The following is a 26,561-nucleotide window of genomic DNA, read 5'->3' as shown; positions in this document are numbered from 1 at the left end:
CATGCTTTGGGATGCTCTGACGCTTCAGCTGGGCTATAACGCCACGCTGGTTGCCATCGGTGCGACCTTGCTTGGGATATCGGCCGGTGTGACCGGCACCTTCCTGTTCCTGCGCAAACGTGCGCTGGTCAGCGATGCAATCAGCCACGCGACATTGCCGGGCGTTTGCATCGGTTTCATGCTGCTGGTGGCGCTGGGTGGCGACGGGCGCAATCTGCTGGGATTGCTGGCCGGGTCAGCGGCCTCGGCCTGGGTCGGGTTGCTGTGCATGAACTGGCTGACGCGTCATACCAGGCTGGCCGAAGATGCCGCGATTGGAGCGGTTCTGTCGGTCTTTTTCGGTTTTGGCATCGTTTTGCTGACTGTGATCCAGACCATGGGTGTGGGTCGTCAGGCGGGTCTGGAGGGGTTCCTTTTGGGCTCAACAGCCGGGATGCTGTGGACAGATGCTTTGATCATTGCGCTGGGTGGGGCGGCGACGCTTTTGCTCGTGATGATCATACGCCGTCCGATGACCATGGTCGCCTTTGACCCGGAATATGCCGCTGCGCAGGGTCTGCCGGTGCACCGGATTGACCTGGCCATGATGGGGCTGGTGATGGCGGTCACTGTCGTGGGGCTTAAGATCGTTGGCCTTATCCTGATCGTCGCTTTGCTGATCATACCACCTGTCACAGCTCGGTTCTGGTCGCAGCGATCTGAAAGGGTCGTTCTGCTGGCTGGTCTGGCTGGCGGTCTGGCGGGTTATCTGGGTGCTGCCCTGTCTGCCTCGGCCCCCAACCTGCCGACGGGTCCGATCATCGTGCTGGTCAGCTTTGGGTTCTTTGCGCTGTCTCTGCTGTTCGCACCCGTCCGCGGTGTCCTTGCCGCAGTTCTGCGGCACCTTCGGTTTCAGCGCCGCGTGCATATCCGGCAGGGCCTGCTGGCTTTGGCGCAGGGGCAGCAGATCTATGAACCGCTGACGCTGCGCCTGCTACGGCGTTCCGGTTTGGTGCGCGCTGACGGGGTGGCGACGGACACTGGCAAAGCCCGCGCGGCCAAAGCGCTGCGGGATGAAAAACGGTGGGAGGTTGTCCGGTCCGATCTGGCGCACGAAGCGACAGCCGCGCTTTATGACGGGTTGCGGGACATTGAAACCGTTCTGACCCGCGACCAGATCGCCGAGATTGATCGCCAGATCGGCGGCCCGCAGGGGGTCCCGGCATGAGCGGTGAAGAATTCGTCCCCCTGTCGCTGACGCCTCTGCTGATTGGCACCTTTGCGGCCATCGCCTGCGCTTTGCCTGGAAATTTTCTGGTGCTGCGCAAACAAGCCCTGATCGGAGACGCGATCAGCCATGTGGTGCTGCCGGGCATTGTGGTCGCCTTTATCCTGACCGGAGCAATTTCGACCTGGCCTATGATGCTGGGCGCTGCAGGCGCAGCTATCCTTGCCGTGATCATGATCGAGGCCGTTCGGCGGCTTGGCCAGATCGAAGCAGGTGCCGCGATGGGCGTGGTTTTCACCACCATGTTCGCGGCGGGGGTTCTGTTGCTGGAACAGACCGATACGTCGAGTGTGCATCTGGATGTAGAGCACGCGCTCTATGGCAATCTGGAAAGCCTGATCTGGCTGGATGCAACGGGCTGGGCCTCGGTTTTGGACCCCGAGGCGCTGGCCGGATTGCCACCGGAATTGCCCCGGATCGCGCTGACCATGCTGGGCGTTTCCCTGTTCGTTTGGCTTTTCTGGCGACCGCTGAAGATATCTACCTTTGACGAAGGGTTCGCCCGCACTGTCGGTATCCGAACCGGCGTTCTGGGGATGGCGCTGGTGATCACGGCTGCGATCGCTGCGGTTGCGGCGTTTGATGCCGTCGGTTCGATCATCGTGATCGCGATGTTCATCTGCCCTCCGGCGGCGGCACGCATGATGACCAACCGGCTGGAAACTCAAATCGGATGGAGCGTTGCTTTTGCCATCCTGTCGGCTGTCACAGGTTACGTCCTCGCCGGATACGGTCCGCTTTGGCTGGGCGCGGCGGATGCCGTCAGCGCGGCGGGCATGATCGCAACGATGTCCGGCCTGATCCTTGCTGGGGCGGCGATCTGGGGACCTTGCCGAACCCGTGCCGGCGCGCCCAGTGCCTCTTGACCCGGCATCTTCCCGCCACCAGGTCCCGCACCGCATCGGCTGAACTCCGCCACCCGGTATGCCACGCACAGAGTCTTCACGTTATGTGACCGGATTCGTGGTATAAAATTAACAATTGAATTTTGGATGACCACCACTCACTTGGATCGTTCGAACAATTGCGACCAGTTTGATCGCCTTTCTGGCGATATAGGCGCGATTGTTCGAACGCCCCCCTCTCACCCCAATTTATATGAGCCAAACCGGTGGCAGAATCGTGCGCGCCTGTGCTAGGTCTGGTGGTATGGCGCAGGCAAACCCCAATATCAGCGAAAACCGCCCTGTCATCCGGCAGCTTGACGACGCAGCGATCAACCGTATCGCAGCGGGCGAGGTTGTCGAACGCCCGGCGTCTGCGGTCAAGGAATTGGTGGAAAACGCCATCGATGCAGGTGCCACACGGATCGCAATCGATATTGCCGATGGCGGCAAGACGCTGATTCGTGTCACCGATGATGGATGTGGGATTGCCGCTGCGGATTTGCCGCTGGCGTTGTCCCGCCACGCGACTTCGAAAATCGACGGCACTGATCTGCTGAATATCCACACCTTCGGTTTCCGGGGTGAGGCGCTGCCCTCGCTGGGCGCGGTTGGGCGGCTGACCATTACCAGCCGTGTGCCGGGGGGCGAGGCAGCGCAGGTCCACGTATCCGGCGGCCGGATGGAGGCTGTGAAACCCGCCGCATTGCGCGCGGGAACGGTGGTCGAGCTGCGCGATCTTTTCTTCGCAACGCCCGCGCGCCTCAAGTTCATGCGCACCGACCGGGCCGAGGCGCAGGCGATCACCGACACTGTCAAACGTTTGGCCATGGCGGAGCCGGCGATCACCTTCACCCTGCGCGACGTTTCCGGCGGGGGCGAAGGGCGCGTGACCTTCCGCGCTGATCGCGAGAATGGCGATCTGTTCGATGCGCTGCATGCCCGTCTGGCCCGCGTGATCGGGCGCGAGTTTGCCGAGAACGCCCTGCAGATCGACACCACGCGTGAGGGGATCCGCCTGTATGGCTACGCGGCGCTGCCGACCTATTCGCGCGGCGCGGCGGTGGCGCAATACCTGTTCGTGAATGGTCGGCCCGTGCGGGACAAGATGCTGACAGGCGCGCTGCGCGCAGCCTACTTCGATTTCCTCAGCCGCGACCGTCACCCGGCGGCGGCTCTGTTCATCGACTGTGATCCGACGCTTGTGGACGTCAACGTACACCCCGCCAAATCCGAGGTCCGCTTTCGTGATCCCGGCGTGGCGCGGGGGTTGATCGTCTCGGCCCTTCGGCATGCGTTGGCTGATGCTGGGCACCGCGCATCCACAACCGTGGCGAACGCGACCTTGGGCGCAATGCGGCCGGAACCGGCGCAGCCCGCGCCGGCGCGGGTGTATCAGATGGATCGTCCGTCACCCGCTGCGCGGCAAGTTGCGTACCGGGCGCAAGCGCCGGGCTTTGCCGAGCTGTCCCATGACTATAGCGGCAGTGTGGTCGAGCCGACGCCGGCACCGACCCCGGTGGCTCCGGTTGAGGATCTGCCCTTGGGGGCTGCGCGCGGACAGGTGCATGAGAATTATATCATCGCCCAGACCGCCGATGGCATGGTGATCGTCGACCAGCATGCAGCGCATGAGCGGCTGGTCTACGAAAAGCTCAAAACCCAGATGGCCGAAAATGGCGTCGCCGCTCAGGCTCTGCTGATCCCCGAGATCGTGGAGCTGTCCGACAGCGATTGCGCGCGATTGATGGCGGTTGCGGATGATCTCTCACGCCTTGGTCTGACGCTGGAACCCTTTGGCGGTGGGGCCATCGCCGTGCGGGAAACACCAGCCATTCTGGGTGAGGTCGACGCCCGGGCAATGATCCTGGATATTCTGGACGAACTGGCCGATCAGGGGGAAAGCCAGACGGTGCAGGCCCGGATCGAGGCGATCCTAAGCCGGGTGGCCTGCCATGGCTCGGTCCGGTCGGGTCGTCGGATGCGCGCCGAGGAAATGAACGCCCTGCTGCGCGAGATGGAGGCGACGCCACATTCCGGCCAATGCAACCACGGGCGGCCGACATATGTGGAATTGAAACTGAGCGATATCGAACGCCTGTTCGGACGCAGTTGATCCGGTGGCCTTGCCGGGCTATGAAGAATAAAACAAGAACATTCGAGGCGACATGATCGAGATTGCAGGAACACAATATGCGCTGAACGACCCCCTGATCCTGGCCGTGGGCGGGCTTGTCGCGCTGATCCTGTTGCTGCTGTTCCTGTCGTTGCGGGCAGCGCAGCGGTCCGCCCGGATGGCTGAACCACTGGCCCGGCAGATGGCGCATTTGGGCCAGCACGTTCAGCAACTGGGGCAGGGGCAAGAACAGCTGCGCGGCGGTTTGCAACATGTCTCGGACACGCAGGCCAATGCGCAGGTGCAAGTGATCCAGACTGTCGAATCCCGTCTCTCTTCGGTCCAGCAGCAGATGAACGACCGGCTGGCCGATAACGCGATGAAATCGGCGCGGGCGCTGGCCGAAATGCAAGAGCGGATGAAGGAATCGCTGCACGGCTCGTCGAAACAGACGGCGACCTCGTTGACCCAGTTGCAGGAACGCCTGGCCGCCATCGACAAAGCGCAGGACAACATCACCAAACTTTCGGGCGATGTGCTGTCGCTACAGGACATCTTGTCAAACAAACAGACACGCGGCGCATTTGGTGAGATTCAGTTGAACGATATCGTGTCCAAAGCGCTGCCTGCTGACAGTTTTCAGCTGCAGGCAACTCTGTCAAACGGGCGACGGGCAGACTGCCTGATCCATTTGCCGAACCCTCCGGGGCCGATCGTGATCGATAGCAAGTTTCCATTGGAGGCCTATGAGGCGCTGATCGGCTCGACCAACGATGCAGAGTTGAAAGCGGCCGTTCAGATGTTCCGCAGCACGGTGCGAAAGCACATCAACGATATCTCGGAGAAGTATATTCTGGACGGCGAAACCGCCGATGGCGCGTTGATGTTCCTGCCGTCCGAAGCCGTCTATGCCGAATTGCACGCTAAATTCCCGGAACTGGTGCAGGAGAGTTTTTCCAAACGCGTCTGGATCGTGTCCCCGACCACGTGCATGGCGACGCTGAACACTATGCGCGCGATCCTGAAAGACGCACGGATGAGGGAACAGGCAGGTGCGATCCGCAAAGAGCTTGGGATGCTGCACAAAGATGTCGAGCGTCTGGGGGATCGCGTCTCGAACCTGGATCGGCATTTCGGGCAAGCGGCCAAGGATATCTCGGACATCAAGATCAGCGCAGAAAAGGCCGGGCGCCGGGCGCAGCGGCTGGATAACTTTGACTTTGAAGAACTGGCACCTGACGAGCACGCCAACGTCGTGCCACTGGGAAAAACCGAAGCGTGACCTGAGATGCCCGAGCCACATGAAAGCCTGTTTCGGGTGCACCCAAAGCTATGAACAGCAGCCGCACCCCGCCCGAAGTCGCCAGTCTTCTGGCAAATGCGGAACAGGACGCAGAGCGGATTGTCGGCATTCTGCGAATGGTTGTTGCGACCGGGTTGCTGACCTTCTTTTTGGCCACGGTGCAACCAGTCAGCAACACCGGACAAGCGGTACTGGAACGCCAGTGGCTTTTCGCAATAGCGACCATGCTGGTCTACTTTCTGCTGGGGCTTTGCACATGGGTGATTGCGCGACGCGGCCGGTTCTCGGGGTGGATGGCTTGGCCGGTCTCGGCTGCGGATATCCTGTTTCTGGTTCTGTCCGTCTGGTTCGGGATGCTGAATGTCGGCCTTGCGGGGGACGGTCTGTTCGTGCTGCCTGCGGTATGGCTGGTCCCTGTTGTGCTGGCGTTTGGAGCACTGCGTGGCAACCCGAAAGTAATGGCGTTCAAGGTGGCCTTGCTGGTCGTTGGTTTGTTGGTTCTGGTCGCAGTAAATGCAGGCTCAATGCGGGGTAAGACCGACAGCCCGATCTGGTTGTTTCTGTCACCCCCTCCGAACCTCATCCGAGTTTTCATGATCGCATTGGCGGGGGTTGTGCTGGTCGTTGCCGCCCGGCGCGCCCATGTTTTGTTGTTCCAATCGATTACCGAGACGCAACGACGTGCAAACCTGAACCGCTACTTGCCATCGCAGGTTGTCGATGACCTGAGCGACAGTGGCATGGCGGCGTTGCAAGAGGGTCGCCGCCAGATGGCGGGCGTGATTTTCATAGACTTGCGCGGCTTCACGACGCTTTCACAACACCTGCAACCCGAAGAGGTTTCGGAACTGATCTCAGACTACCGCCGACACGTGTCGACGGTGGTTCGGAAGGAAAACGGGATTATCGACAAGTTCATCGGCGATGCGGTGATGATTGTCTTTCTGGGCGACGACGCCGCCCGCCGTGCGTTGCATTGTGCGATGGGTTTGGTCGAGGAAATGAACCTTTGGACGACCCAGCGCAAGGCATCAGGCCTGCCCGCGCTACACACCGGGACTGGCGCACATTGGGGCGAGGTGTTCGCCGGTGTCATCGGTGATCAGGACCGGTTGGAGTTTTCCGTTTTCGGCGATGCCGTGAACATTGCGGCCCGGTTGGAGGGTTTGACCCGCGACCTTGAAATGGACCTGATCTTATCCGCCGAATTGGAACAGGCGGCAAATGACACCGGTTTTGACGGTGCATTCACCCGACTAGAACCATTCGAGGTCAGAGGGAGGTCGGGCGCACTGGAATTACTGGGCGTACCAATACAGCGTTGAGTTGATTTTATGGCTGTACCGACCTCCAAACCACTCTTGCGATCCGATCAGATCCGCAAGAATGGCTGGAACAAACGCGGCATCAGTTTGTTGAACTTCAGCGGTGCGTCGGTGACCGCCAAACAGATGCAGTCTTCGGTGATATCGGCTGTCGGCGTGTGATGCAGGTCTTGGTCTGCAATCTCGACATCACCGCGCGCAAAATGGTCAACCTCGTCCGAAAACGCACCCTGCAGGACCATGGTCAACTCCATGCCTTTGTGGCTGTGATCTGGCACCGCCGTTCCGGCCGGGATGAACAGCAACCGCGCCATGGCGTCGCCAGATGTCGGAAGGATCGCCTGTTTGACACCCATGCCAATCGGGCGCCAGCGAATATCGTTCACGTCGCCTCCGACGTAGTCCTGCAGCGGGGTCGGCAGCACCGAACACTGCGCGCGCTTCGGTTTGGCGATCGGCGCGCCGTTGGCAATGAGCGCCATCGTTTCGGCCAACGACTTTTCGTTCATCGCAACGACGTCCCCTTGCTCCTCAAGAACGTGCCCGCCGACAGCATCAAAGCTTTCGGCCCGCGCACGGCAATGATCACACAAGGACAAGTGCGTTGCGACCATCAGGTCGAAAGCCTCGGGCAGAGTCCCTGCGGCATAGGCCATCAGCAGGTCGTCTGTCAGGTGATGATTGATCTTGTTGCTCATACTCGTCATCTCAATTCATCGCATGGCGCAAGCGGTCCAGCGCCAGCCGTATCCGTGATTTGATCGTACCCAGCGGCAATCCGGTCTGGGATGCAATCTCCCGATGACTCAGATCGCCGAAATAGGCTTTCTCGATCAATTGTCTCTGCGCCTCTGGCAACGCGGATAGTGCGTCCCGCAGCTGCGCGGTTTCCTGTTGCAACGCAATTACGTCATCCTGCTCCGGTTCCGCCTCGGGGCCCCATCCCAGATCTTCGGGTTCGGGTCGGCGTTGCTTGCGCAGGACATCGATGCGCTTGTTCCGAGCGATCGTGAACACCCAGGTGGCCACGGTTGCCCGCGCGGGATCGAACAGGTGCGCCTTATGCCAAAGAGTGGCCATGACTTCCTGCGCACATTCTTCTGCAAGGGCCGGATCAGAACCCGACTTGATCAGAAACGCTTTGATGCGTGGCGCGAAATGCTGAAACAGTTCAGCAAATGCAGCCTGATCCTGCGCGTCCCTTATACGCCTGACGTGGTCAACCCACTCAGCCCTTGCGTCACAACTGTCTCCCGCTCCGTTCACCGGTTTACCCCTGATGCGTTTCTTTGCGCGCCAAGGTTTTTGTGCAGGCCTGTTGGCCACCGGTTCATCCAAGGTCGCGGTATCGATCTCGGTAAACATAACCACATTACGCAGCGCGCCCCAAGCTGGATCACACTAAGCGAATAATTTAATCCATTTCGGACCGGTTTTCGTATACCAAGTATGAACATCCTGCAAAAAACAATGCCGTTTGAACGGTTTACATGCAAAGTGGAAATCAGCCCGAGATGACCCAGATCGACCACATTTCAGGCCATACTTTTCACGGGCGTAAAGGCGCGATCGAAAACGCATTCCGCTATTCGATCGACTATATCCTGCTGGACCCGGAACACCTGCCAGACACTCCGTTTTTGTTTTCGGTCAATCGCCCCAACGCGATGAGCTGGCGCGAGAAAGATCACGGAGGCGAGCCGGGGCACGGTCAAGGGGCAACATGGCTGCGCGCGCGTTTTGACGAGATGGGCGTGGATCAACCCGCCAGGCTTGAGCTTCTGACGCAGCCGCGCGTGTTGGGGCATGTCTTCAATCCGGTCAGCTTTTGGTTCTGCTTCAACGCGACCGGGCAACTGTATGCGGTCGTGGCCGAGGTGACGAACACCTATGGTACGCGCCATAGCTATTTGTGCCACAATCCCGGTTTTGCGACGATTCAGCCATCGGACCGCATCGTTGCGGACAAACTGATGCATGTCTCGCCCTTCCAGAAGATTGAAGGCAACTATACGTTTCGCTTCGACTACAGGCCGGAACGTGTTGGCGTCTGGATCGACTACGGGCGCGCCAATGGCGGTTTGATCGCCACATTGACCGGCCCCCGCGCGCCATTGAGCAATCGCAGCATCGCATGGTCGTTGCTGCGCCGACCTTTCGGGGCGCGTCGGACGTTCTTTCTGATTGTGTGGCAAGCGCTGAAACTCAAGATCAAGAAGGCGCGTTTCGTTCCGTTCCGCACGTCGCCAGTGCCCGAGCATCCGATCTCGCGCAGTCGCGAGCCATAAGCTTGGTTTTTTGTCCAAGATCAAAGACGCGGTCCCGTCCACATGCTTGGCTCGCGCGTGAAACCGCGAACACAAGGAGTTGGGTCATGATGGAAATTTCGGCAAGAAAGATTGCTCAGGTCGCCATGATGGGGCGCGAGCTGGATCGTGCCGAGGGCGAGTTGCGCGCCTTCATCGACCGGATGAGCGAAGATGAACAGGCCGAACTAGTGGCTGTGATGTGGGTGGGTCGCGAGAGCTTTTTCGCAGAAGATCTGGCCGAGGCCATTTCAACCGCCAAGTCCGAGGCTTCGACTCCTTGCGCCGATTACCTGATCGGTACACCGCACCTGTCGGACCACCTTGAGAACGGTTTGGATGCTCTGGGAATTTCGGCAGAGGATGTGGAAAACGATCTGATGTAAGGGTTAAGGTGCACAAAGCCGCAATCCATTCGGTGAAAACCGATTCTTAGGGTAGTCTAGGTGCAAAATCCGAAAGCAGCCCCGCTTTGGCTGGGCTGTTGGGGAACGGAGCATCACTTATGCGGCAGATACTGCACATGATTGCGGTCCTTGCACTTTGCCTTGCGTTCGCGTCGGTTCCGCGCGCGGCCTTTGCCTGCGGTGTGTGCGTTGAACTACCAGAGTATTCGCTGGCCGACCGTATCCTTTCCGCCCGCGTCCTAGTGTTGGCCGCGCCGTCGCCCGAAAATCCGTTCCGTTTTGTCCCCGTCTCAACCCTGAAAGGCACATCAGAGCAAATCGAGGCGTTGCCCAAGATTCCGTTTCTGGTTGATAGCGTGACCCGTTCAGCTTTTCGCGCCGATCCGAACCGGGCGGTTTTGATGATTTACGGGTCCGGGTATCGCGACAAGGCCGGTCGCGGCGGGTCCAGCAGCTGGACCAAGGCATTCCTGATGACGTCGCAACGCGCACAATTTCTGGATGCCTTGCGAGTGATGGGTAAAGACTGGTCTGACAAAAAGGCACGTGTTGCATTTTTCAGTCCATATCTGACGCACGAGGACCGCCTGTTGCGCAATGCGGCGTTGATCGAACTCCATCGCGCGCCCTATCACTTCGTTGCCCATTTAACAGATGTTGTGCCACCGGCGCAGCTGTTGCAAGAGATGCGAAATCCCAATCGCCTTGCCTATGCGCCGGCTTTCATCCGGTTGCTTGGGCTTCAGTCCGACCCTCAGGCCAAAGATCGGGTGCGGCTTCGGTATCAGGACGCCCTGCGTAGCGGCACCCTCAACCTTTATGACTGGGCACTCGCAGGGATCGAAGTCGATCGTACGGTGGCTGTTTCTCGCATCGAAAGTGCATTGGCACGCCCGGACCGTTCGCCCGACGAAAGGCGGCTCTTGATCCGCAGCCTTGCTGATGGAGGTACGGCCCACCCAGAATTGCAGCCTGAGATCCTGAACGTCTATAAGCGCCAGCTGGAAGCAGACAACACCCTTGCGATCTGGATTGCCCTGGCCGTCAAACCTTGGGGCACGGATGTGTTGACGCCCGCCTTCGAGGGATTAATGGCCAGTGACGCACTAGACCCGGCTGCCGAGTTCCTGATCCGCGCTACACTCGCCGGTGATGTGCCGGGCTGACAGAACGGCTGCCTTCGATTGCTGATCTGGGTAGCTGCAAGGTGAGCCGCCTATTTACTTTGGTTTCGTGTCCACAAGATCAGTGGCGCGGCGTGTTTCAGAAAAATAACTCCAATGATCAAAATCGCCTTGTATCTGGTCGACAGGCAGGGATATACCGGCCAGCGGAGACGTGGCCGAGTGGTCGAAGGCGCTCCCCTGCTAAGGGAGTAGGCGGGAAACCGTCTCGAGGGTTCGAATCCCTTCGTCTCCGCCACTAACTCATTGTTATTTATTGCAAATAAATTTACGCTGCATTGCGGAAAAATTTACAAAACGCCTATTTTGGCGAAAGTCGATCTGGAAACGCTGAAAAAAATTTGCAATATAATCAATATATTGAAAAACCCCATCAGTAACTTTGGCACAAAATCGACGCAATTGGACGAAACTGACTACAGAGATTTACAGAATTCTGCAGTGCGGCATTGCATTGACCATGCGCTAGTGTTTTTGGAGAATTGCCGTGAATACCCCTGCAGATTTGCAACCTCTCGTCGACAACCCACGCGAAGACTTAGGCGCTGAGTACAAGACTTGGCTTTCTCTGTCTGAAAACCAAGGTCGTGCGACTTTGGCGAAAGCAGCTATTGCGATGGCGAATCATGGCGGCGGGTTCATCATCATTGGATTTGACGAACAAGGTGAGAACCTGGTTTCAGTTCAGAAACCTGATGACATGCCAGATTTGACCCAAGATATGGTCAACAATGCGATCCAAAGGTATTCCGACCCCGCATTTCATTGCGAGGTGCACTTTCTCGACTGTGGTCTGACTGGAACAGTGCATCCAGTTGTTTGTGTGCCAGGGGGATTCACTCAACCTGTAATGAGCAAACGGGAATCCCAGGGGGTAATAAACCTGCATCGTTGTTACATCAGAAAGCCCGGTCCAAGGAGCCAAGAACCGCAGACTAGTGAAGATTGGAGAATTCTAATTGATAGGTGTGTTAGAGCAGGCCGCGAGGACATGCTGGATGCAATACGAAACATAGTTTCTGGGCGGGTTGACCCGCCCGCCGACACACCTGATGTAATGGCGCAGTTGGCAGAATTTTCGAATGATGCTCATCAACGTTGGCTGAGCTTGACAGGAGACATGCCCCCCGAAGAGCCGGCCCGTTTTCCTCATGGTTTCTACGAGATGGGATTTGCGATGTCGGGTAGCGAACCAGCTCCAAATCTGACCACGATTCAAGATCGGTTAAGCAACGCGCGCCGTGTTCAAATGACCGGTTGGGGACCGTTTCTTTCGATGCCTAGGCGCGAGTGGCATCCATATCCGCACGATGGGAAGATTGAGGCATGGCTTGGAAATCCTGTTGCTGGTCGAGACGTCAGCCCCGAGCCTGGTCACTGCGATTTCTGGCGCGCAAGCCAAGATGGAATGCTCTATACAATCAGAGGTTACACTGAGGATGGTTTGGGAGACCGTGTTCCTCCTGGGCGGGCAACAGATGTGGCGCTTCCTGTTTGGAGGGTTGGCGAAGCGGTTTACTTCGCTTCTAGATTTGCTGACAAATTTGAGGGCGCTTCGTCAATCGCCATTCGCGTTCGGTTTACGGGTCTGCTTGATCGGACACTAACAAGCATCTCAAACCGCAGGCTGATGATGGATTATCGTACAAGCCGAACGCCAGAAGTTGTTCTGGAGACAGTCGCGTCTGTTGAGCAACTGAGAGACAATATGGTCGAAATAATTCATCAGCTTCTTTCCCCGTTTTATGAAGTTTTCGGCTTTTTCGAGCTCAGCCCGCAACTTGTCGACCAGGAACTAACACGCATGCGAGAGGGCCGCGGCTAAGCAAAAACGCAGGGAGTGTTTTTGTGTTTTTGCTAGGGCAGATCCATTTTTTCCGTGCACGCAAGAACACAACGAATTGTCACTAGAGGGTCTGGGCATACTGTCAGGTTTGGAGTTTTACGCGCACGTTAAACTATGGAGGTGCAAAATTTACCGTGCAAATCTGGCACAAAACTGACACAGCGCCGAAGCTATTGAATTTTAAGTATCTGTTTTTAATAGGAAAAAGTGGAGCCTTTCACTCCCTGCTAAGGGAGTAGGCGGGAAACCGTCTCGAGGGTTCGAATCCCTTCGTCTCCGCCATTTACATCTGTTTTTATTAAATAATTTTGTTATATTGAGCAGATACCCGCCTAAAAACCCGCCAAAATGAGAACTGCTAATTTCGGTACCGTGCCAGAAGCAAAAGTGCGGCCATTTCGAAACTATTGCCCATAGGTCGCGGCCAGTGACAAAAATACTACAACATTGATTTGGCTTAAATTCGAAAGTCTTTGTCCGATTCTAAAATGTCGATGCAGTTCATAGAACTTATCTGAACATCGAAAAAGTTTTGGTTGGAGTTCCCCATGGTCGGAGGCAACGGACAAGTATTCGGCGAAGTAATGCGGGATGAGAGACCTGGACAACCCACCAACAACATTCACTGAATCTGGATGTCGACGAACAACACCTTGCAAATCAAATATTTTGTGCATTGAAAAGTCTAATGAATTTGGAAGCAACAAACGAACTTAAAACGAGAGAAGTGGATGCGACGCCCTATGCGGTGTCATTAATCGAGGGGCACCGGGATTTCGGTTATAGCATTGAGACTGCACTCGCCGACATCATCGACAATGCCATCGCCAAAAAAGCTAGCAAGGTAGAACTAATTGCGGACACTGTCTCGGACGAACCTTGGATAGCTTTGGCAGACGACGGCTCCGGTATGACGGAGACCGAGCTCGTAGAAGCCATGAGGCTCGGTTCGAAGAACCCGACAGATGAACGTGAGACCGGAGACCTCGGGAGATTCGGGCTTGGTTTGAAGAGTGCCAGTTTCTCACAATGCAGAAGTCTGACAGTTCTGACGCGAAAAGAAGGAAAGACTTCGTGTGCGCGATGGGACTTAGATCGCGTTGCCAGACGGAACGATTGGAGCCTCGAACTCATTGACAATCCCGAACTCATAAAGGGACACGAACTCCTTCAGGAAACCGGTACTGTGGTCCTTTGGGAGAAGCTTGATCGTTTGAGCGGTGGCTATATGCATGACCGCGGCAAGCGGGCCGAACATATGAATTCGGAATTGTCCCGCGCAGAATACCATCTACGCCTCGTATTTCATCGCTTTCTTGAGGGTTCAAAGCCACGCTTGCAACTATACCTGAACGGTCGTCTGCTAAATCCCATTGATCCAATGGCGGCTTCTCATCCCGCAACGCAGATGGACCCGGAAGAGGTTCTTCGCCTTCGCCAAGGTGACGTCCTGATCAGGTGCCACACTCTTCCGCACCATAAACGAATGAGCCGGGAAGAGTGGGAAGAAACCGGCGGTCCAGAGGGGCATTTGAAGGCACAGGGCCTCTATGTCTATCGCGAAGAACGTCTCATTATAGCGGGAGGATGGCTTGGACTTGCTCGTCAAACCGAGCTCACAAAACTATGCCGGATCGCAGTCGATATTCCGAATACGATGGATGCGGAATGGAAAATCGACGTTAAGAAGGCATCTGCCCAACTTCCACCGGTGGTTCGCGAGCGTCTTAAAAAGGTAGTCGAGCGGTTTGTCGGAACGTCCAAGCGCACGTATCGAAGCCGGGGCCAGAAGCTGGTTGATGCAACTCGTTTTCCAATCTGGAACCGGGTACAGAAGGATGGGCAAATCCTCTTTCGTCCCAACCTCGAACACCCGGTCTTTCGGACCTATGAGGAACAGTTGCCGGAAGACCTGCGAGAGGGATTTGAGCGCTGCCTGCGCATTGTCGGCTCTGGACTACCGATTGAAACATTGCATGCGGAACTTGTCGGGAACGCGGAAGCGGTAACAGCTGATGAGACATTAGAAAACGACCTCGAAGAGTTGGTCCACTCCCTCGCAGCGACTCTGATAGAAAACGGAGTGTCATCCGAAGCTTTGCCGGACACGCTGAAGAGCAACCCATTTTTGCGAGTACGGTGGGAGGCAGCCGCACCGATACTTGAAGATTTCTTGAGGACGCGGAATTCATGAGTGAAGCAATCGAGACAGTAAAGAACATGGTCGAAATGGGCCTGTTTAATCAGCCCCGGAAGCCCGAAGACGAACTGCGTTCGATGATCCGAGGGGTAGCGGCTGCGGTTGCACCTCATCTCGCGGAGGAAGAAATCGAGCATATTGCGCGGGAGATCGAGCACAACCAGGGGATCAAAGCAGGTCTTGGCGCGGTGGTCGATAGTGACGATTTCGAACCTTGGCTGGATGATGCTAAGCCGTCGATCAATCCGTTCTACTGGAACCGCTACCAGAAGCTACTCCTACAAAACGGCCTACCGAAAGACGTGGTGATTTCGACGGACAAGGTCACAGACAAGATCCTGAGCCGGTTAGGTAACCCCAATAAACATGTTCCTTGGGATCGGCGTGGCATGGTGGTCGGACACGTTCAAAGTGGAAAAACCGCCAATTATACAGGGTTGGTTTGCAAAGCTGCTGACGCAGGATACCGACTGATCATCATCATTGCCGGTATTCACAACAATCTTCGCAACCAGACTCAGGAACGCGTGGATGAGGGTTTGATTGGACACGACAGCGGCAAGGAATGGGGAAGAGAGGTTGCTGGTAGAAAATATGTCCTGGGAGCAGGAGAATTTGATCCAAGCCGGCGACCGGTACCATTAACCACTAGAATATTCGATTTCAACAAGGCAAGAGCGACCGAAGACAGCAGTGGTTTTGGTGCTTACATAGAACCTGTAGTTTTTGTCATTAAAAAGAACCACAGAACACTTGAAAACCTGCTCGAATGGTTGGGCGATACCAGTGTTCGCGATGCGCAAGCGATGATTGATCAGCCAATGCTGCTTATAGACGATGAGGCCGACAACGCGTCCATCAATACAAAGTATGGAAAATCGGCGAAGGGGCAAAATCTCGTTACTAAGATCAATGGTCAAATTCGCGACATTCTGAACATGTTCCACAGAAGCTCTTATGTCGGGTACACGGCAACACCATTTGCAAATATCTTCATCGACCCCGATCAGGACGATGAGATGTACAATGAAGATCTCTTTCCTAAAAATTTCATCATCGGCCTAGACGCACCAACCAACTACTTTGGCCCGAGCAAGATATTCGTGGATGGACTGCCCGATGTTGGTGACCCGACTTGGCTTCGGTATATTACCGACAACGAGGACATCTTGCCGATCAAGCACAAGATCGACCATGACTTAGATGTGCTGCCGCCTTCTTTGACTAGGGCATTGCGTACCTTCCTATTGGCGCGAACCGTTAGAAACTTGCGCGGTCAGAAAGCAGCGCATTGTTCGATGCTGGTCAACGCCAGCCGTTTCACTGCTGTTCAGAGCCGCTTGCGTAATCGTCTTCACGATTTACTCGAGCGGATTCAGAGCTCTGTGCGGATTAACGCGAGCAGGGGTTTAGCCGCTTTGAGCGACCCAGAAATTGGCGCTCTCCACAGAGTGTGGCAGGAAGAGTATGCCGATGTAGAATTCGACTGGCCCACTATTCAGTCCGAACTCCTTGATGCAATCGCATCTGCAAAGATCGTCGAGGTAAATAGCCGCGCAAATGATCTTGATTATTCGAACTCCGGAGAACGAGGACAGTCAGTTGTTGCCGTCGGAGGGTTTTCTTTGTCGCGCGGGTTGACGCTAGAAGGCCTGACCGTCACTTGGTTTCTTCGCAACACAATGATGTACGACACGCTTATGCAGATGGGGCGTTGGTTCGGCTACCGTGGTGGCTACGAGGACCTTTGCCGCATTTGGATGCCCAAGGAAGCAATAGACTGGTACGCGTTCATAGCCAATGCTTCTGAGGAACTTCATGATGAGCTGAATACAATGGAGAAAGCAAAGGCGACGCCCCGCATGTTTGGTTTAGCCGTCCGGAGCCATCCGGCTTCGCTGCTCGTGACCGCGCGCAATAAAATGGGTTCCGGCCAGAAAGTTACTATGCGTGTCGGGTTATCCAACAAGTTTGTTGAAACCGCAAAGGTCAGCGTCAAGCAAGAGGATCTCACCGCAAATATTGAGGTGGCGAAAAAACTGGTTGAAAGAATAACGTCTGGGACGTTTCCAGAGAAAATCACTCCTTGGGGGAAGTTGATTAGCGAAGTGCCCGTAGACGCGATAGATCAGTTTTTGGCGGGTTGGCGTAATGAGGAGCGTAGCGTAACGACGGACCCGAGGATCGTTCGCAACTACATTCGTCCAAGGCGGGCAGATCAGCTTAAGTTATGGGACGTCCTTATTCCAAGTTTGGATGGGCGCGATACGACGAATACACTCGGAACTCCAATTGTCCCAGCGAACCGCTCGGTTGACCTAAATGACCTTGCCCACGATTTTATGTCGTTCAGCGGGAAGGCCATGAGAGTTGCATCTCGTGGAATTGAAAAAGCTGGCGTTGATCCGAAGCGCGCAGAGGAAGTGGAGCGCAACTATCGCCAAAAAAAGGGCTTAGCAGAGGGCGAAAGAGCGAACTTTCCAGACAAGGAATATCGCAAGGTCAGAGAGCGTGGGCTTTTGATATTGCACTTTGTCAAAGCTAAGCGTCCGTTAGAAGAAGCATTGGACGAGAACTCTCGAGAGTTGGCTATGAAGATTCCCTGTCAACCAGTAGTCGCTTGGGGACTGAGTCTGCCAGAGTCTCTCTACGATGACGAGGGCGAAGAGTTCATCGTCAACTCTGTGAAGTTTAAAGAACTCTTCGGTGAAGAAGATGAAGACGATGATCAGGAGGCAGCTCTTGAAGCCTCGTAATCCTTGGGAAAGACTAGATCCGGACGAAGCAAAGCGGGTCGATTTAGAAGGGCGTTTCGATTTCTTCTGGGTGGTGTTGGAAGCAGGCATGCCGGGCTTGATGTTAAAGCTGCCCAGCCTACCGCGACCATTGCCGCGACTACCGAAGTTGAAGAACCTGATCGCGTCCTTCCGCACTGTATCAGGTGGATCGGCGTTCGTTCTGGGTCTGAAGGAAAGAAGTCAGGTTGAGATTTTCGAAACTCTGTGCCGGGATGTGGTCGAAGCAGGTGAGGCAGGCGCGGATCGCGACGAAGCGCTCTTCAGAGCGCTCCAACGGACGCGGCGCTGGTATCACCTTCTGCGTGGTGGAAAGACAAGTGGCCTATCCGTCGAAGAGCAGCGAGGACTTGTTGGCGAGTTGGCCTTCCTTCGGGAGCTTGTGTCCAACTTGGGCCCAGAAACCGCAATAGAGGCATGGACCGGCCCGACCGGCTCGGCCAAAGATTTCGAGTTGATCGGAAGCTGTGTCGAGGTGAAGACAAGGAGGGCCGCTGCTAAGCCGTTTGTGGCTATTTCTTCGGAAGATCAACTCGCAGATGTCGAAGGCAGCCGTCTGTTCTTGCGTGTGGTCAATGTGGCATCGGCCGTCCTGCCAGAAGGTCAGAGCCTGCATGATCACGTGCAATTGACAGCTGAGATGTTCGAAAGAGACGGCGCTGCCTTCGAAGCGTGGGAGGAGACGCTGTATTCGACAGGATATGATCCAGAGAACGGCTACGATGACAGGCGGTGGCTTCTTGGCACCGCGGCTGATTACGAGGTGACGGAAGGTTTCCCGAGGATTTCTACGCCCCTTTTGCCAGGAGTGGAGAACGTGCGTTATTCGCTAGGTCTCGATGCCTGTGAACCGTTCAGACTGGAAGTTGATCTGGTCGAAGTGATCCAGAGAGGACTTGAGCATGAGTGATCTACAAGAGTTTCATAACGAACTCATTGCCGATATTCAGGGCGATGCCGACGTTCTTGGCCTAGTCACAGTTGAAGCGTTCTTCGAAAAGGTCGGCGAGCTGCTTACAGAAGCCGGCGAATTAGACAGTGCAAACCGCGCGTATTTCGAAGGAAGTGTCTCAGGCAACCCAGCACGAATCGACGGCTACGGCGGCGACCCCAGAGACGGTGATGGAGTGCTGAGCTTAATCCTCTGCGACTTCTCGATCACTGATGAAGTCAGGTTGATTCGTAAAGATCGGCTCCAAGTCTTGCTGAACACACTGCATCGCTTTCTCAAAGCAAGCCTGAAGCGTGATTTCAGGGAACGACTCGAGGAAACGAGTTCCGGCTTTGGCGTCGCTGATCTGATTGCCACGACTTGGAAAGACGTCGAAAAGATTAAACTTATTATCGTTTCGAATGCTGACTCGAGGACACAAGCCGATGCGGCCAAGGTAACAGACGTCGATGGCAAGCCTGTTACCCTCAGTGTGTGGGACCTGAAACGCCTCAAGCAGTACATGGAACAGGGTCAGGCGCGGGCAAATCTGGTAATCGATTTTTCAAAGGATTTTGGTAGCGGCATCCCGCTTCTCGCCGCATCTGGAACTGAAGCCTCGCTTGAAAGTTACTTGGCAGTGATTCCGGGAAAGCAACTAGCTGAAATATACGATAAGTGGGGACCGCGTCTCCTCGAAGCCAACGTCAGAAGCTTCCTACAGGCTCGCAACAAGGTGAATAGGGGCATTCGCGATACGATCCGCGATGAACCACACATGTTCTTTTCCTACAACAACGGTCTCAGCGCAACCGCGGACGGGATCGAGGTAGAGCAAACAGATCAAGGTTTGCAGCTAGTTCGAGCGGACAACCTTCAGATCGTCAATGGTGGCCAGACAACAGCCTCGCTGCACGCGGCCAGAAAGACCTCGGCAGAGCAGCTTGAGCAGGTACATGTTCAGATGAAGCTGACCATTGTGCCGCGTGAACAGTCGGAACTCGTGGTGCCACGAATTTCAGAATACGCCAACAGTCAGAACAAGGTGAACGCAGCGGATTTCTTCGCTAATCATCCCTTTCATATTCGTATCGAAGAGCTGTCGAGGAAGGTGCTTGCGCGGGGAGAGGACGGATATCGGGACACCAAGTGGTTCTATGAACGGGCACGGGGGCAATATGCTGACGAACGCGGACGAAGGACCGTTGCCGAGCGGAAGAGGTTCGACGCCGAATTCCCGCGCTCCCAGTTCCTTACGAAAACTGACCTTGCCAAATTCGAGAACACTTGGGCAGGCCTGCCGCACATCGTAAGCTTGGGCGCGCAAAAGAACTTTGCGGAATTCGCCAAGGATATTGGCAAGCGATGGGGCTCCGAGGGGACGGCCTTTGACGAGCTCTGGTTCAAGCGCATGATAGCAAAAGCCATCATCTTCCGGGCCACCGAGAAGCTCGTCTCTGGCGCGGAATGGTACGAGGGAGGTTATAGGGCCAATATTGTAACCTACGCGATTGCCAAGCTCGTTCATGATGCGGAGGAACGGGACGCTGTTGTGGACCTAGACGCTGTCTGGAGATATCAGGATGTTTCTTCCGACTTGAAGGCGCCGCTGTTGGTTGCCGCCGCTGAAGCGCAGGATGTAATCACACATCCGCCCGAAGGCGTGCGCAACTTCAGCGAGTGGGCAAAAAAGCAACCATGCTGGAAGTGGCTTAGCGAACGGGAATTGAGCTATCCGGAAGAATTCGATCGAGTACTAATTTCACCAGACTTGGCCGAAGAACGGGCAAAGGAGGCTCGTTCAGATAAAGCATTCGAGACCAGCGTCGAGGCAGAACTTGAGGTGCATAGGCTCGGCGCGGCATTCTGGGCAGATGCCCGCAACTGGGCTAGGGAACGAGGCCGTCTGTCTCCGCGAGAAAATGGTGTGCTTGAAACTTGCGCAGCGATCCCGAACAAGTTGCCGACGGACAAGCAGTGTGCGATTGCAATGAGCGCATTGAAGAAGCTTCAGGACGAAGGATTCTCAGCTAGAGTCGACGCTGGTTTGGCCTGAAGCGCCGCTCCTTTTCTCGTGCTCGTTTGATCCAAACAAAACTAGGAGTTGGTGGCGAAAAGATGCGTGTCGAATAGAGACACCGCCCCGAAGCCGTGGTCAAAGAGAAATGCAGCAATGTACCAGTCGCAACCGCGCGACGTTCAATTTCACCCTAAAACTTGAAAATAGTGTGAACCGAGTTCGGTGAATGTCGTCGTTTGAAGATGGGCACAGCGATACTAGAGGTTGTCAAATATCGGCAATAATACCTGTGCAATCTGCCAGGCTAGAAACGGTGGCACAGCATTTCCGACCTGCACGAACTGCTCTGTGCGATTACCCATGAAGTGGTAGTTGTCAGGGAAGGTCTGCAGCCTCGCCGCTTCGCGTACCGTCAGGCTGCGGCATTGCGTCGGGTCGGGGTGAATAAAGAAGTGACCGTCCTTAGAGATATGGCTCGTTACCGTGGAAGCTGGAGCAACACCTACTTGAACCCGGAATCTGTCATTGAATTTGCCCGTTTTCCAATTCTTGTGGTTTGGTGCCAAGATGTCTGGAAACTGATGCGAACGAGGACTAAGCTTTTCGGCCCTAGCGAAACAGGATGCATAGATGTAGCGCGCAATGTCAGTTGGCATGTGCCCGCGGGTTTCGTGGCACGAGACGCCGAATAGTTTGGGGTCGTCCAAGAAAGCAGCAAGCTCTGGCTCAAGTCTTTTGGAGACTGGATTTCGCAAATGACTAGAGCGCCCCGCTCTTGAAGTTGCCAACAATTGCTTTTCGACCCGCTTCAGCTCTTCCTGAAATCCGACAATGTTGTCTCCAGGATACTCCCGAGTAATCTGACCGATTTTTTCTGTGGCACTGATCACTGCATCATGCCAAGCATATTCATCGTCGCGCTTGCTCAAGCCACTCCTCAACCGAGGCAGACCAGTCAACATATCCTTGACGTGGACGTCGGTATTTTGGCGACGGAGCCTTGGGGTGAAATTGGCAGCGATATCAAGCCTTATACCCACAATAATTACCCTGTGCCGTGCTTGTGGCACTCCATATTCTTCGGCGCGAATTACAAAGTCCTTCGGTTCGGGTTTGTCGTCGGACTGCAAGTCGGCTGATAGGGATAAAAGCTTGTAGCCCGGGCCAGCATGCTCGAGGTCGGATACAACTTGCTCGAATATAGCCAAACCTTCGACCGATGAGGAAAGCATGCCTTTAACATTTTCCATCACAAAAACCGCAGGGTGCAACTCATTCAGGACACGGCAGTACTCGCGGTAAAGAAAGTGGCGGTCATCGTCTTTTGGTTTGTAATTACGGATCCCTGCATTCCTCGATCGACCAGCAAGGGAGTAGGCCTGACAAGGAGGACCTCCGATCAAAAGCGTGCCGTTACCCGCCATCCTTTTTGTTTCCCGGATCCTTTCCGAAAGCATGTCTGCCGTATCTGATCTTCCAAGTTCGGCGCAAAGCGCCTCGTTCTCGGCGGTGCTCCATTGCCTCGGATAAAGCTGTTTCCAATCCGGGCATTCGTGCCGACCGGCTATCCACGAATAGTACTCGGGTGGAAATTCATCAAACTGGCGGAGGAAAGCACGAAGCAACAATGTCTTATGTGCCGCGCGATCCTTTTCAATCGACACGGCAATCTCATATGCGCGAGATCCGTCGTTTCTCTTGCAAGATGAGAAACCTTCGCCAAGCCCGCCGGGACCGGAAAATAGATCAATAATTTGAACGGGCTTAGACACTGTGTTGCTCCTAGAACTCCTCTTCCCAGGTTTTCGGAGAAATGGCAAGTATGTGAAATGGTGGATATAGTCGATGCCGAGACCCGATCGCATATGATGCGCAATATTCGTGGCAAGGACACGAAACCGGAACTTCTGCTGCGGCATGCTTTGCATGCTCGCGGTTTCCGGTATCGACTGCACCACAAACAGCTACCGGGCCGTCCCGACCTCGTGTTTCCAAAGTATGGTGCTGCCGTCTTCGTTCACGGTTGTTTTTGGCATCGTCATCAGGGTTGCCCGAAGGCGACCACACCCGGCACGCGGGAGGAATTCTGGCAGGAGAAGTTCGCAAAAAACATTGCGCGTGATCGGCGTAACTTGAATCAGTTGCAGGAAGCCGGTTGGCGTGTGCTGGTTGTTTGGGAGTGCGAGCTTAGCCGCAGTTCGATTGATCAAACCGTGAATCGCGTGTCGCGGTGGCTGTGCAGTTCTTACGTTACTTGCGATCGAGCCCCACAAAAAAGCTGATTCCGATTTGTCTTGCTCGCCGTTTCGCGGAACTGCGAAATGAGTACATTCCATCTTTTTTGCAACTCTTTGCAAAGACCAACTTCTAACGCCACGTTAAAGTGCTAGAAATTAGAGGGAACTGGAAAAGAATACTGCGTAGTCGCCGACTTACTTCTAAAGAGACGCCATCGTTTGGAGTTTCTTCTTCGAAAATCGCATCGTGCATCTGACTAACGTTTCTGTTTTGAAAGTGAGCAGCGTACCTCTCTGCAACCCAGCGCGACCCTTCAACGAATACCGCCAAGTCCTCATGCCCCGGATGTACAGCACGACAGCCGCTGCGCCACTGCCTAAGAGTATGCCATGTTCTAATAGGAAAGCCGCAGGTTTGTGCGCTTGCTCGGTTTACGCCGTACTTTTCGAGGTCTCTCAGATCTTCGATTTCGGCCGTGTTCAGCCTCGCAGCCAAACTTGAGAAGGAGCGATCACCGACACCAATGCCTCCTTCAGGGTGTTTCACGCGCGATGGGTCGAACGCGTATCCCAACCATTCGAATGGTTCCCCATCTACCGTCAATCTTGTGTCCATCGTGAGCGAACCTGCCCGGCACTGACCGGCAAAGAAATCAACCAAGGCTAAGATCATGCTGCTGCGTGCCTCCGGTGTCCGGGCCAAGATAATGATATCATCGTGACAAACCAGATACCGGGCGTCATCAAGTGCGTTCGGAAGCCCGGCTAAGAGCATCGCAAAGATGATCGGCGACGCAGCGCTACCTTGGGCGATGCCTGTTGGGCAGAGTTCGCTTTGGATGTCACTGTCAACATAGGGGATAGGAATAGTACCAAGAGCAATCCCAGAGGTATGTCGAACCTCCTGACTGTCCCGCAGAAGCGGTACCGCTTCCACCCACCCCATAGGGGCGTGGTTGTGGTTTGCGCTGGCAGGTGCAAGCGCTTGGGCTTGCTTCCGACGCGCAGAGGATAGTGGCACGTATGGCTGGTGTATCCCCGCCCCTCGTCGAGTTTGAGCATCCTGCTCCGAAACAGCATGATCTTGTCGACGAGGGGACTTTCCGTCTTTCCAACCAATGAGATACTTGCTCCGGACGCGGTCTTCGCCGAGTTCTGATGAACAACCGCGTTGGTTCGGGGCAATTTCTTTTTTGGGTGGATCGACTTCTTTTAAGTGTTGGTTTCTGAGGTCAGGTTTCTGGGCGATAATCCCCTTTGATAGTGGAAGCGAATAAAGGGCGTCGGGATCGACGCTACCGAAGGCATCTTTTATGTCTGCCGTCGCAACATAAGTGTAGCCAACCTGCAGGAGACGCTGCACCTGTCTAGCGGCGGCGTCACGGCCATACCCTTTGTCTTTCGGATCACCGGACTTGGCACCAAAAAGGTTTGAGGGCCGGACCCATTGGGCGGCAAGAGCGTCAGCTATCATCTTCTGCGCTGCTTGCTCTGCGGTTGTGTACATACATACGGGTCGCCACCCACCAGAGTACTTCTGCTGTTTAAACCACCTTATTGGCGCATCCAGCTTTTTGAATGGATCAATGCGCTGGGCAATCATCTGTGCGTTTGAGAACTCTATGTCCGGTCGGACTTTGAATACATAAGCCGTCTTGCAGATTGTCGAGTTAAAGAAGCCACGCGTCGCTGTGACAGTCTTGCGCACGTTCCCGGCACTGTGATGAGCCCGAATTTTCCAACGCAGATCGGCGGCAATCTCATAAGCCTGCTGTCTCATCCTGTCGTCCGGCATCGGCGGTGTCTTGATAGGTCCCATTACGCCATGCTCCAAGGAACGGCAGGTTTGGAATGCCGATGTTGGTCTGCTGATTTTGAGAAATAATCGTCGTCCCACGGTTCATGATCTAGTGCGTCGTCTTCGTCGTCAGCCTTTCCTGTACTGACGACCGGTGCGCGTGGCGGCTTTTCAGACCCTGGGTCCTCTTCCGGGCGCTCGTCGGTAAACTGTCCATGGGATACGCCTTTGAGGTAGTCTAATGGACTGCTGTTGAAAAACTCTTCCATCATGTCATGCAGTTCCGAGACACCCTCGTTGCGGCGTTCTCGGTTCTTCATCACGTCTGCACGCCCGTAGAACCCAATCAATTCGCCAAGTTTATGCGACTGGTTTTCGACACTCAGGACAACGTACAAGGCGGCGCGTTGGCTTTGCGTGTCATCACTCTCGCGATAAATTCTCCACGCCTCAGTGCGGGCCGTCCCGATAGACGTCATACTGTCGGTGGCATAGTCCAATGGCTGTAATAGAGATGCATCTTCTCTTAGTTCATTGGCCAGACGGTTGCGCCATGCCCGTGCCGTGTTTTCACAGACACTAAAATGTTCAGCAATATCTGCAACAGTGCGGCGTTCGAGGTACATTGGCGTAAGGTCGGCGCGAACCAGTTCCCACTGTTGGGGAGTGGTTACGCGTGCACGACGGCGGGAACGCACAGGGGGCAGAATTTCCGTAGGTTGCTTCGCGTTTTCCATCGTTCTCGTCTTCTCGTTGGTTCAGAAGTTGACGTTCCGACCCCGGAACTGCACCTAATTGGTGGTTTCTTCGCCGAACTGCGCTTTGAGGTAGGCCCAGACGAGGATCACGGGATACGTTGCGCACCAGATCATGAACAGTCTTGCGGCGTAGGATCGGCTGCCGTGAATGGCAGCCAATCTCCACATTGCATCATCGTCGTGGTCACATAGTGCTTGTTCTTGGAGAGAAACAAGAAGCATGAGCCGAAACGTCAAAGCGGCCAAGCCAAGATAGATGCTGATTGATAAAATCACCGGTCGGCCTCAAACTCGCGCTGCTTAGCCGCACATCGGACAATTTCCGAATACAGAAAGTTCTTTTTGCGCGCCCAATCGTTCACGTTGCTTAGGAGCTTCAACATTAGCTTCGAGAGCTCGAGCTTCTCTTCCGGATTGGTGGTTTTCTCAGCCGCAATGGCGACGCGGTTTATCAGACCAAAGAGTATGAACAGGTCTTGCAGTTCATACTCATGCACTGTCTTCCAGATTGGAAAATTCTCCAACCATTCAGTGACAAAGCTTTGGCATGCGCTGTCGTTTCTCTGATCTTCAAAATTGTCATTTAAGTCGGTTTCACAGGTCATTTGCCTTCTCCTGTTGTTCGACGAAGGCCAAATGCATTTGCGATATTGTTGGATGTGTTTCTCTTTTTTTCATCCATCTTGATCCCTAACCTGCGCTCCTGTTCTTCGCGAGGAGTATCGGGCATCGACTGAGCCAATTCTTCGGGTGTTCGGACCTGTTGTGGATCTGCCCCGAGCGCCATTGCAGCCCGTTGCAATCGAGCACGCTCCGCGTCACATCGAGGTTCAATTTCAGCGGCCGCTTCCGTCTTCTCAGATAGGCTCCAACCTGTTGACACAGGCTTTGAGGCTGCAACTCTTCTTCGCGTTTCCTTGGCCTTTCTAGCCACGTCTTGAATACCGTCAAAGACGGGGATCCTTGGATTGCTCATCACATACTTCCTTGTTTATTTGCTGTTTTCCCAAGCGAGTAGCTCGGACAATGCCCAACGCGAACAGCGAGGGCCGAACCGCTTAGGCTTGGGGAAAGTGTGGTCGGTTTTTACCCTGCGCCACGTTGTCATGCGGTGCCAGCCGTAGCGGTCCGCAACATGTACATCACGTAGATATTTCTCGCCTAGGAAAGGCGATGAACCTTCT

22 protein-coding genes and 2 tRNA genes are annotated in these 26,561 nt (G+C 55.1%); 16 read left to right on the top strand and 8 right to left on the bottom strand.

The window, feature by feature from the left end:
• Position 1 precedes the first annotated feature (1 nt).
• The 5 genes from J7416_RS07950 to J7416_RS07930 all read left to right on the top strand — a co-directional run bounded on the left by J7416_RS07950 (position 2) and on the right by J7416_RS07930 (position 6,895).
• Positions 2–1,207, top strand: coding sequence for a metal ABC transporter permease (locus tag J7416_RS07950; protein ID WP_209224184.1), 1,206 nt, complete (start codon positions 2–4; stop codon positions 1,205–1,207).
• The gene (locus J7416_RS07945) at positions 1,204–2,133 is read left to right on the top strand and encodes a metal ABC transporter permease (RefSeq protein WP_209224183.1); all 930 of its coding nucleotides are present in this window, start codon (positions 1,204–1,206) and stop codon (positions 2,131–2,133) included. The genes J7416_RS07950 and J7416_RS07945 overlap by 4 nt, the downstream gene beginning before the upstream one ends.
• Positions 2,134–2,416: 283 nt before the next feature.
• Positions 2,417–4,267 carry a DNA mismatch repair endonuclease MutL gene (gene mutL / locus J7416_RS07940; RefSeq protein WP_209224182.1) on the top strand — a complete coding sequence of 617 codons (1,851 nt, stop codon included), beginning with the start codon at positions 2,417–2,419 and terminating at the stop codon, positions 4,265–4,267.
• Positions 4,268–4,319: 52 nt separating this feature from the next.
• Entirely contained in the window at positions 4,320–5,549 is a 1,230-nt protein-coding gene (gene rmuC, locus J7416_RS07935) for a DNA recombination protein RmuC (RefSeq protein WP_209224181.1), read from the top strand.
• A 50-nt stretch (positions 5,550–5,599) separates the two neighbouring features.
• The gene (locus J7416_RS07930) at positions 5,600–6,895 is read left to right on the top strand and encodes an adenylate/guanylate cyclase domain-containing protein (protein WP_209224180.1); all 1,296 of its coding nucleotides are present in this window, start codon (positions 5,600–5,602) and stop codon (positions 6,893–6,895) included.
• 47 nt (positions 6,896–6,942) lie between these two features.
• Here J7416_RS07930 and J7416_RS07925 read toward each other — a convergent pair whose 3' ends face one another.
• Positions 6,943–7,593 carry a ChrR family anti-sigma-E factor gene (locus J7416_RS07925; RefSeq protein WP_209224179.1) on the bottom strand — a complete coding sequence of 217 codons (651 nt, stop codon included), beginning with the start codon at positions 7,591–7,593 and terminating at the stop codon, positions 6,943–6,945.
• 10 nt (positions 7,594–7,603) lie between these two features.
• Positions 7,604–8,260: a sigma-70 family RNA polymerase sigma factor gene (locus J7416_RS07920; RefSeq protein WP_209224178.1), complete on the bottom strand. Its 657-nt coding sequence runs from the start codon at positions 8,258–8,260 to the stop codon at positions 7,604–7,606.
• A 149-nt stretch (positions 8,261–8,409) separates the two neighbouring features.
• Here J7416_RS07920 and J7416_RS07915 point away from each other — a divergent pair, with 149 nt between their 5' ends.
• The 10 genes from J7416_RS07915 (at position 8,410) to J7416_RS07870 (ending at position 20,620) form a co-directional block, all read left to right on the top strand.
• Positions 8,410–9,183: a DUF1365 domain-containing protein gene (locus J7416_RS07915; protein WP_209224527.1), complete on the top strand. Its 774-nt coding sequence runs from the start codon at positions 8,410–8,412 to the stop codon at positions 9,181–9,183.
• 86 nt (positions 9,184–9,269) lie between these two features.
• Entirely contained in the window at positions 9,270–9,587 is a 318-nt protein-coding gene (locus J7416_RS07910) for a DUF3775 domain-containing protein (protein WP_209224177.1), read from the top strand.
• A 119-nt stretch (positions 9,588–9,706) separates the two neighbouring features.
• Positions 9,707–10,774, top strand: coding sequence for a hypothetical protein (locus tag J7416_RS07905; RefSeq protein WP_209224176.1), 1,068 nt, complete (start codon positions 9,707–9,709; stop codon positions 10,772–10,774).
• A 166-nt stretch (positions 10,775–10,940) separates the two neighbouring features.
• Positions 10,941–11,030: transfer RNA gene (locus tag J7416_RS07900), tRNA-Ser, on the top strand.
• 249 nt (positions 11,031–11,279) lie between these two features.
• Positions 11,280–12,617, top strand: coding sequence for an RNA-binding domain-containing protein (locus J7416_RS07895; protein WP_209224175.1), 1,338 nt, complete (start codon positions 11,280–11,282; stop codon positions 12,615–12,617).
• A gap of 221 nt (positions 12,618–12,838) precedes the next feature.
• Positions 12,839–12,920 (top strand) — tRNA-OTHER (locus J7416_RS07890).
• A 406-nt stretch (positions 12,921–13,326) separates the two neighbouring features.
• On the top strand, positions 13,327–14,832 hold the full coding sequence (locus J7416_RS07885) for an ATP-binding protein (RefSeq protein ID WP_209224174.1): 1,506 nt from the start codon (positions 13,327–13,329) through the stop codon (positions 14,830–14,832).
• A complete protein-coding gene (locus J7416_RS07880; protein ID WP_209224173.1) occupies positions 14,829–17,594 on the top strand; it encodes a Z1 domain-containing protein in 2,766 nt (921 codons plus the stop codon). Before J7416_RS07885 ends, J7416_RS07880 begins: the two co-directional genes overlap by 4 nt.
• The gene (locus J7416_RS07875) at positions 17,554–18,543 is read left to right on the top strand and encodes a PD-(D/E)XK motif protein (protein ID WP_209224172.1); all 990 of its coding nucleotides are present in this window, start codon (positions 17,554–17,556) and stop codon (positions 18,541–18,543) included. The genes J7416_RS07880 and J7416_RS07875 overlap by 41 nt, the downstream gene beginning before the upstream one ends.
• On the top strand, positions 18,536–20,620 hold the full coding sequence (locus tag J7416_RS07870) for an AIPR family protein (protein ID WP_209224171.1): 2,085 nt from the start codon (positions 18,536–18,538) through the stop codon (positions 20,618–20,620). Before J7416_RS07875 ends, J7416_RS07870 begins: the two co-directional genes overlap by 8 nt.
• Positions 20,621–20,841: 221 nt before the next feature.
• Here the strand turns inward: J7416_RS07870 and J7416_RS07865 are convergent, their stop codons facing one another.
• Positions 20,842–22,356, bottom strand: a complete 1,515-nt coding sequence (locus J7416_RS07865) for a DNA cytosine methyltransferase (protein ID WP_348540253.1) — start codon at positions 22,354–22,356, stop codon at positions 20,842–20,844.
• 57 nt (positions 22,357–22,413) lie between these two features.
• Between J7416_RS07865 and J7416_RS07860 the strand changes: the two genes are divergently transcribed.
• Entirely contained in the window at positions 22,414–22,866 is a 453-nt protein-coding gene (locus J7416_RS07860; RefSeq protein ID WP_209224169.1) for a very short patch repair endonuclease, read from the top strand.
• 85 nt (positions 22,867–22,951) lie between these two features.
• On the opposite strand, the gene J7416_RS07855 is transcribed toward J7416_RS07860, so the two are convergent.
• From J7416_RS07855 to J7416_RS07840, 5 genes are all read right to left on the bottom strand, one after another.
• The gene (locus J7416_RS07855; protein WP_209224168.1) at positions 22,952–24,640 is read right to left on the bottom strand and encodes a hypothetical protein; all 1,689 of its coding nucleotides are present in this window, start codon (positions 24,638–24,640) and stop codon (positions 22,952–22,954) included.
• Positions 24,640–25,356 (bottom strand): helix-turn-helix domain-containing protein, encoded by a 717-nt coding sequence (locus J7416_RS07850; protein WP_209224167.1) that lies wholly within the window; start codon positions 25,354–25,356, stop codon positions 24,640–24,642. The genes J7416_RS07855 and J7416_RS07850 overlap by 1 nt, the downstream gene beginning before the upstream one ends.
• Positions 25,357–25,410: 54 nt before the next feature.
• The gene (locus tag J7416_RS22770; protein ID WP_280636825.1) at positions 25,411–25,545 is read right to left on the bottom strand and encodes a hypothetical protein; all 135 of its coding nucleotides are present in this window, start codon (positions 25,543–25,545) and stop codon (positions 25,411–25,413) included.
• A 104-nt stretch (positions 25,546–25,649) separates the two neighbouring features.
• Positions 25,650–25,982 carry a hypothetical protein gene (locus J7416_RS07845; RefSeq protein WP_209224166.1) on the bottom strand — a complete coding sequence of 111 codons (333 nt, stop codon included), beginning with the start codon at positions 25,980–25,982 and terminating at the stop codon, positions 25,650–25,652.
• Entirely contained in the window at positions 25,979–26,353 is a 375-nt protein-coding gene (locus J7416_RS07840) for a hypothetical protein (RefSeq protein WP_209224165.1), read from the bottom strand. The genes J7416_RS07845 and J7416_RS07840 overlap by 4 nt, the downstream gene beginning before the upstream one ends.
• Positions 26,354–26,561 lie beyond the last annotated feature (208 nt).

The sequence above is a fragment of the Ruegeria sp. R14_0 genome (genome assembly GCF_017743975.1).
Lineage (GTDB): Bacteria > Pseudomonadota > Alphaproteobacteria > Rhodobacterales > Rhodobacteraceae > Ruegeria.
Note: the sequence above shows the minus strand (reverse complement) of the source record. Positions and strands in the feature narration are given on the sequence as shown.

Excerpts from the sequence above, each read along its gene's own strand:
- J7416_RS07950 (WP_209224184.1), top strand. The coding sequence starts at position 2 with ATGCTTTGGGATGCTCTGACGCTTCAGCTGGGCTATAACGCCACGCTG.
- J7416_RS07945 (WP_209224183.1), top strand. The coding sequence starts at position 1,204 with ATGAGCGGTGAAGAATTCGTCCCCCTGTCGCTGACGCCTCTGCTGATT.
- mutL (WP_209224182.1), top strand. The coding sequence starts at position 2,417 with ATGGCGCAGGCAAACCCCAATATCAGCGAAAACCGCCCTGTCATCCGG.
- rmuC (WP_209224181.1), top strand. The coding sequence starts at position 4,320 with ATGATCGAGATTGCAGGAACACAATATGCGCTGAACGACCCCCTGATC.
- J7416_RS07930 (WP_209224180.1), top strand. The coding sequence starts at position 5,600 with ATGAACAGCAGCCGCACCCCGCCCGAAGTCGCCAGTCTTCTGGCAAAT.
- J7416_RS07925 (WP_209224179.1), bottom strand. The coding sequence starts at position 7,593 with ATGAGCAACAAGATCAATCATCACCTGACAGACGACCTGCTGATGGCC.
- J7416_RS07920 (WP_209224178.1), bottom strand. The coding sequence starts at position 8,260 with ATGTTTACCGAGATCGATACCGCGACCTTGGATGAACCGGTGGCCAAC.
- J7416_RS07915 (WP_209224527.1), top strand. The coding sequence starts at position 8,410 with ATGACCCAGATCGACCACATTTCAGGCCATACTTTTCACGGGCGTAAA.
- J7416_RS07910 (WP_209224177.1), top strand. The coding sequence starts at position 9,270 with ATGATGGAAATTTCGGCAAGAAAGATTGCTCAGGTCGCCATGATGGGG.
- J7416_RS07905 (WP_209224176.1), top strand. The coding sequence starts at position 9,707 with ATGCGGCAGATACTGCACATGATTGCGGTCCTTGCACTTTGCCTTGCG.
- J7416_RS07885 (WP_209224174.1), top strand. The coding sequence starts at position 13,327 with ATGAATTTGGAAGCAACAAACGAACTTAAAACGAGAGAAGTGGATGCG.
- J7416_RS07880 (WP_209224173.1), top strand. The coding sequence starts at position 14,829 with ATGAGTGAAGCAATCGAGACAGTAAAGAACATGGTCGAAATGGGCCTG.
- J7416_RS07875 (WP_209224172.1), top strand. The coding sequence starts at position 17,554 with ATGAAGACGATGATCAGGAGGCAGCTCTTGAAGCCTCGTAATCCTTGG.
- J7416_RS07870 (WP_209224171.1), top strand. The coding sequence starts at position 18,536 with ATGAGTGATCTACAAGAGTTTCATAACGAACTCATTGCCGATATTCAG.
- J7416_RS07860 (WP_209224169.1), top strand. The coding sequence starts at position 22,414 with ATGGTGGATATAGTCGATGCCGAGACCCGATCGCATATGATGCGCAAT.
- J7416_RS07855 (WP_209224168.1), bottom strand. The coding sequence starts at position 24,640 with ATGGGACCTATCAAGACACCGCCGATGCCGGACGACAGGATGAGACAG.
- J7416_RS07850 (WP_209224167.1), bottom strand. The coding sequence starts at position 25,356 with ATGGAAAACGCGAAGCAACCTACGGAAATTCTGCCCCCTGTGCGTTCC.
- J7416_RS22770 (WP_280636825.1), bottom strand. The coding sequence starts at position 25,545 with ATGTGGAGATTGGCTGCCATTCACGGCAGCCGATCCTACGCCGCAAGA.
- J7416_RS07845 (WP_209224166.1), bottom strand. The coding sequence starts at position 25,982 with ATGACCTGTGAAACCGACTTAAATGACAATTTTGAAGATCAGAGAAAC.
- J7416_RS07840 (WP_209224165.1), bottom strand. The coding sequence starts at position 26,353 with ATGAGCAATCCAAGGATCCCCGTCTTTGACGGTATTCAAGACGTGGCT.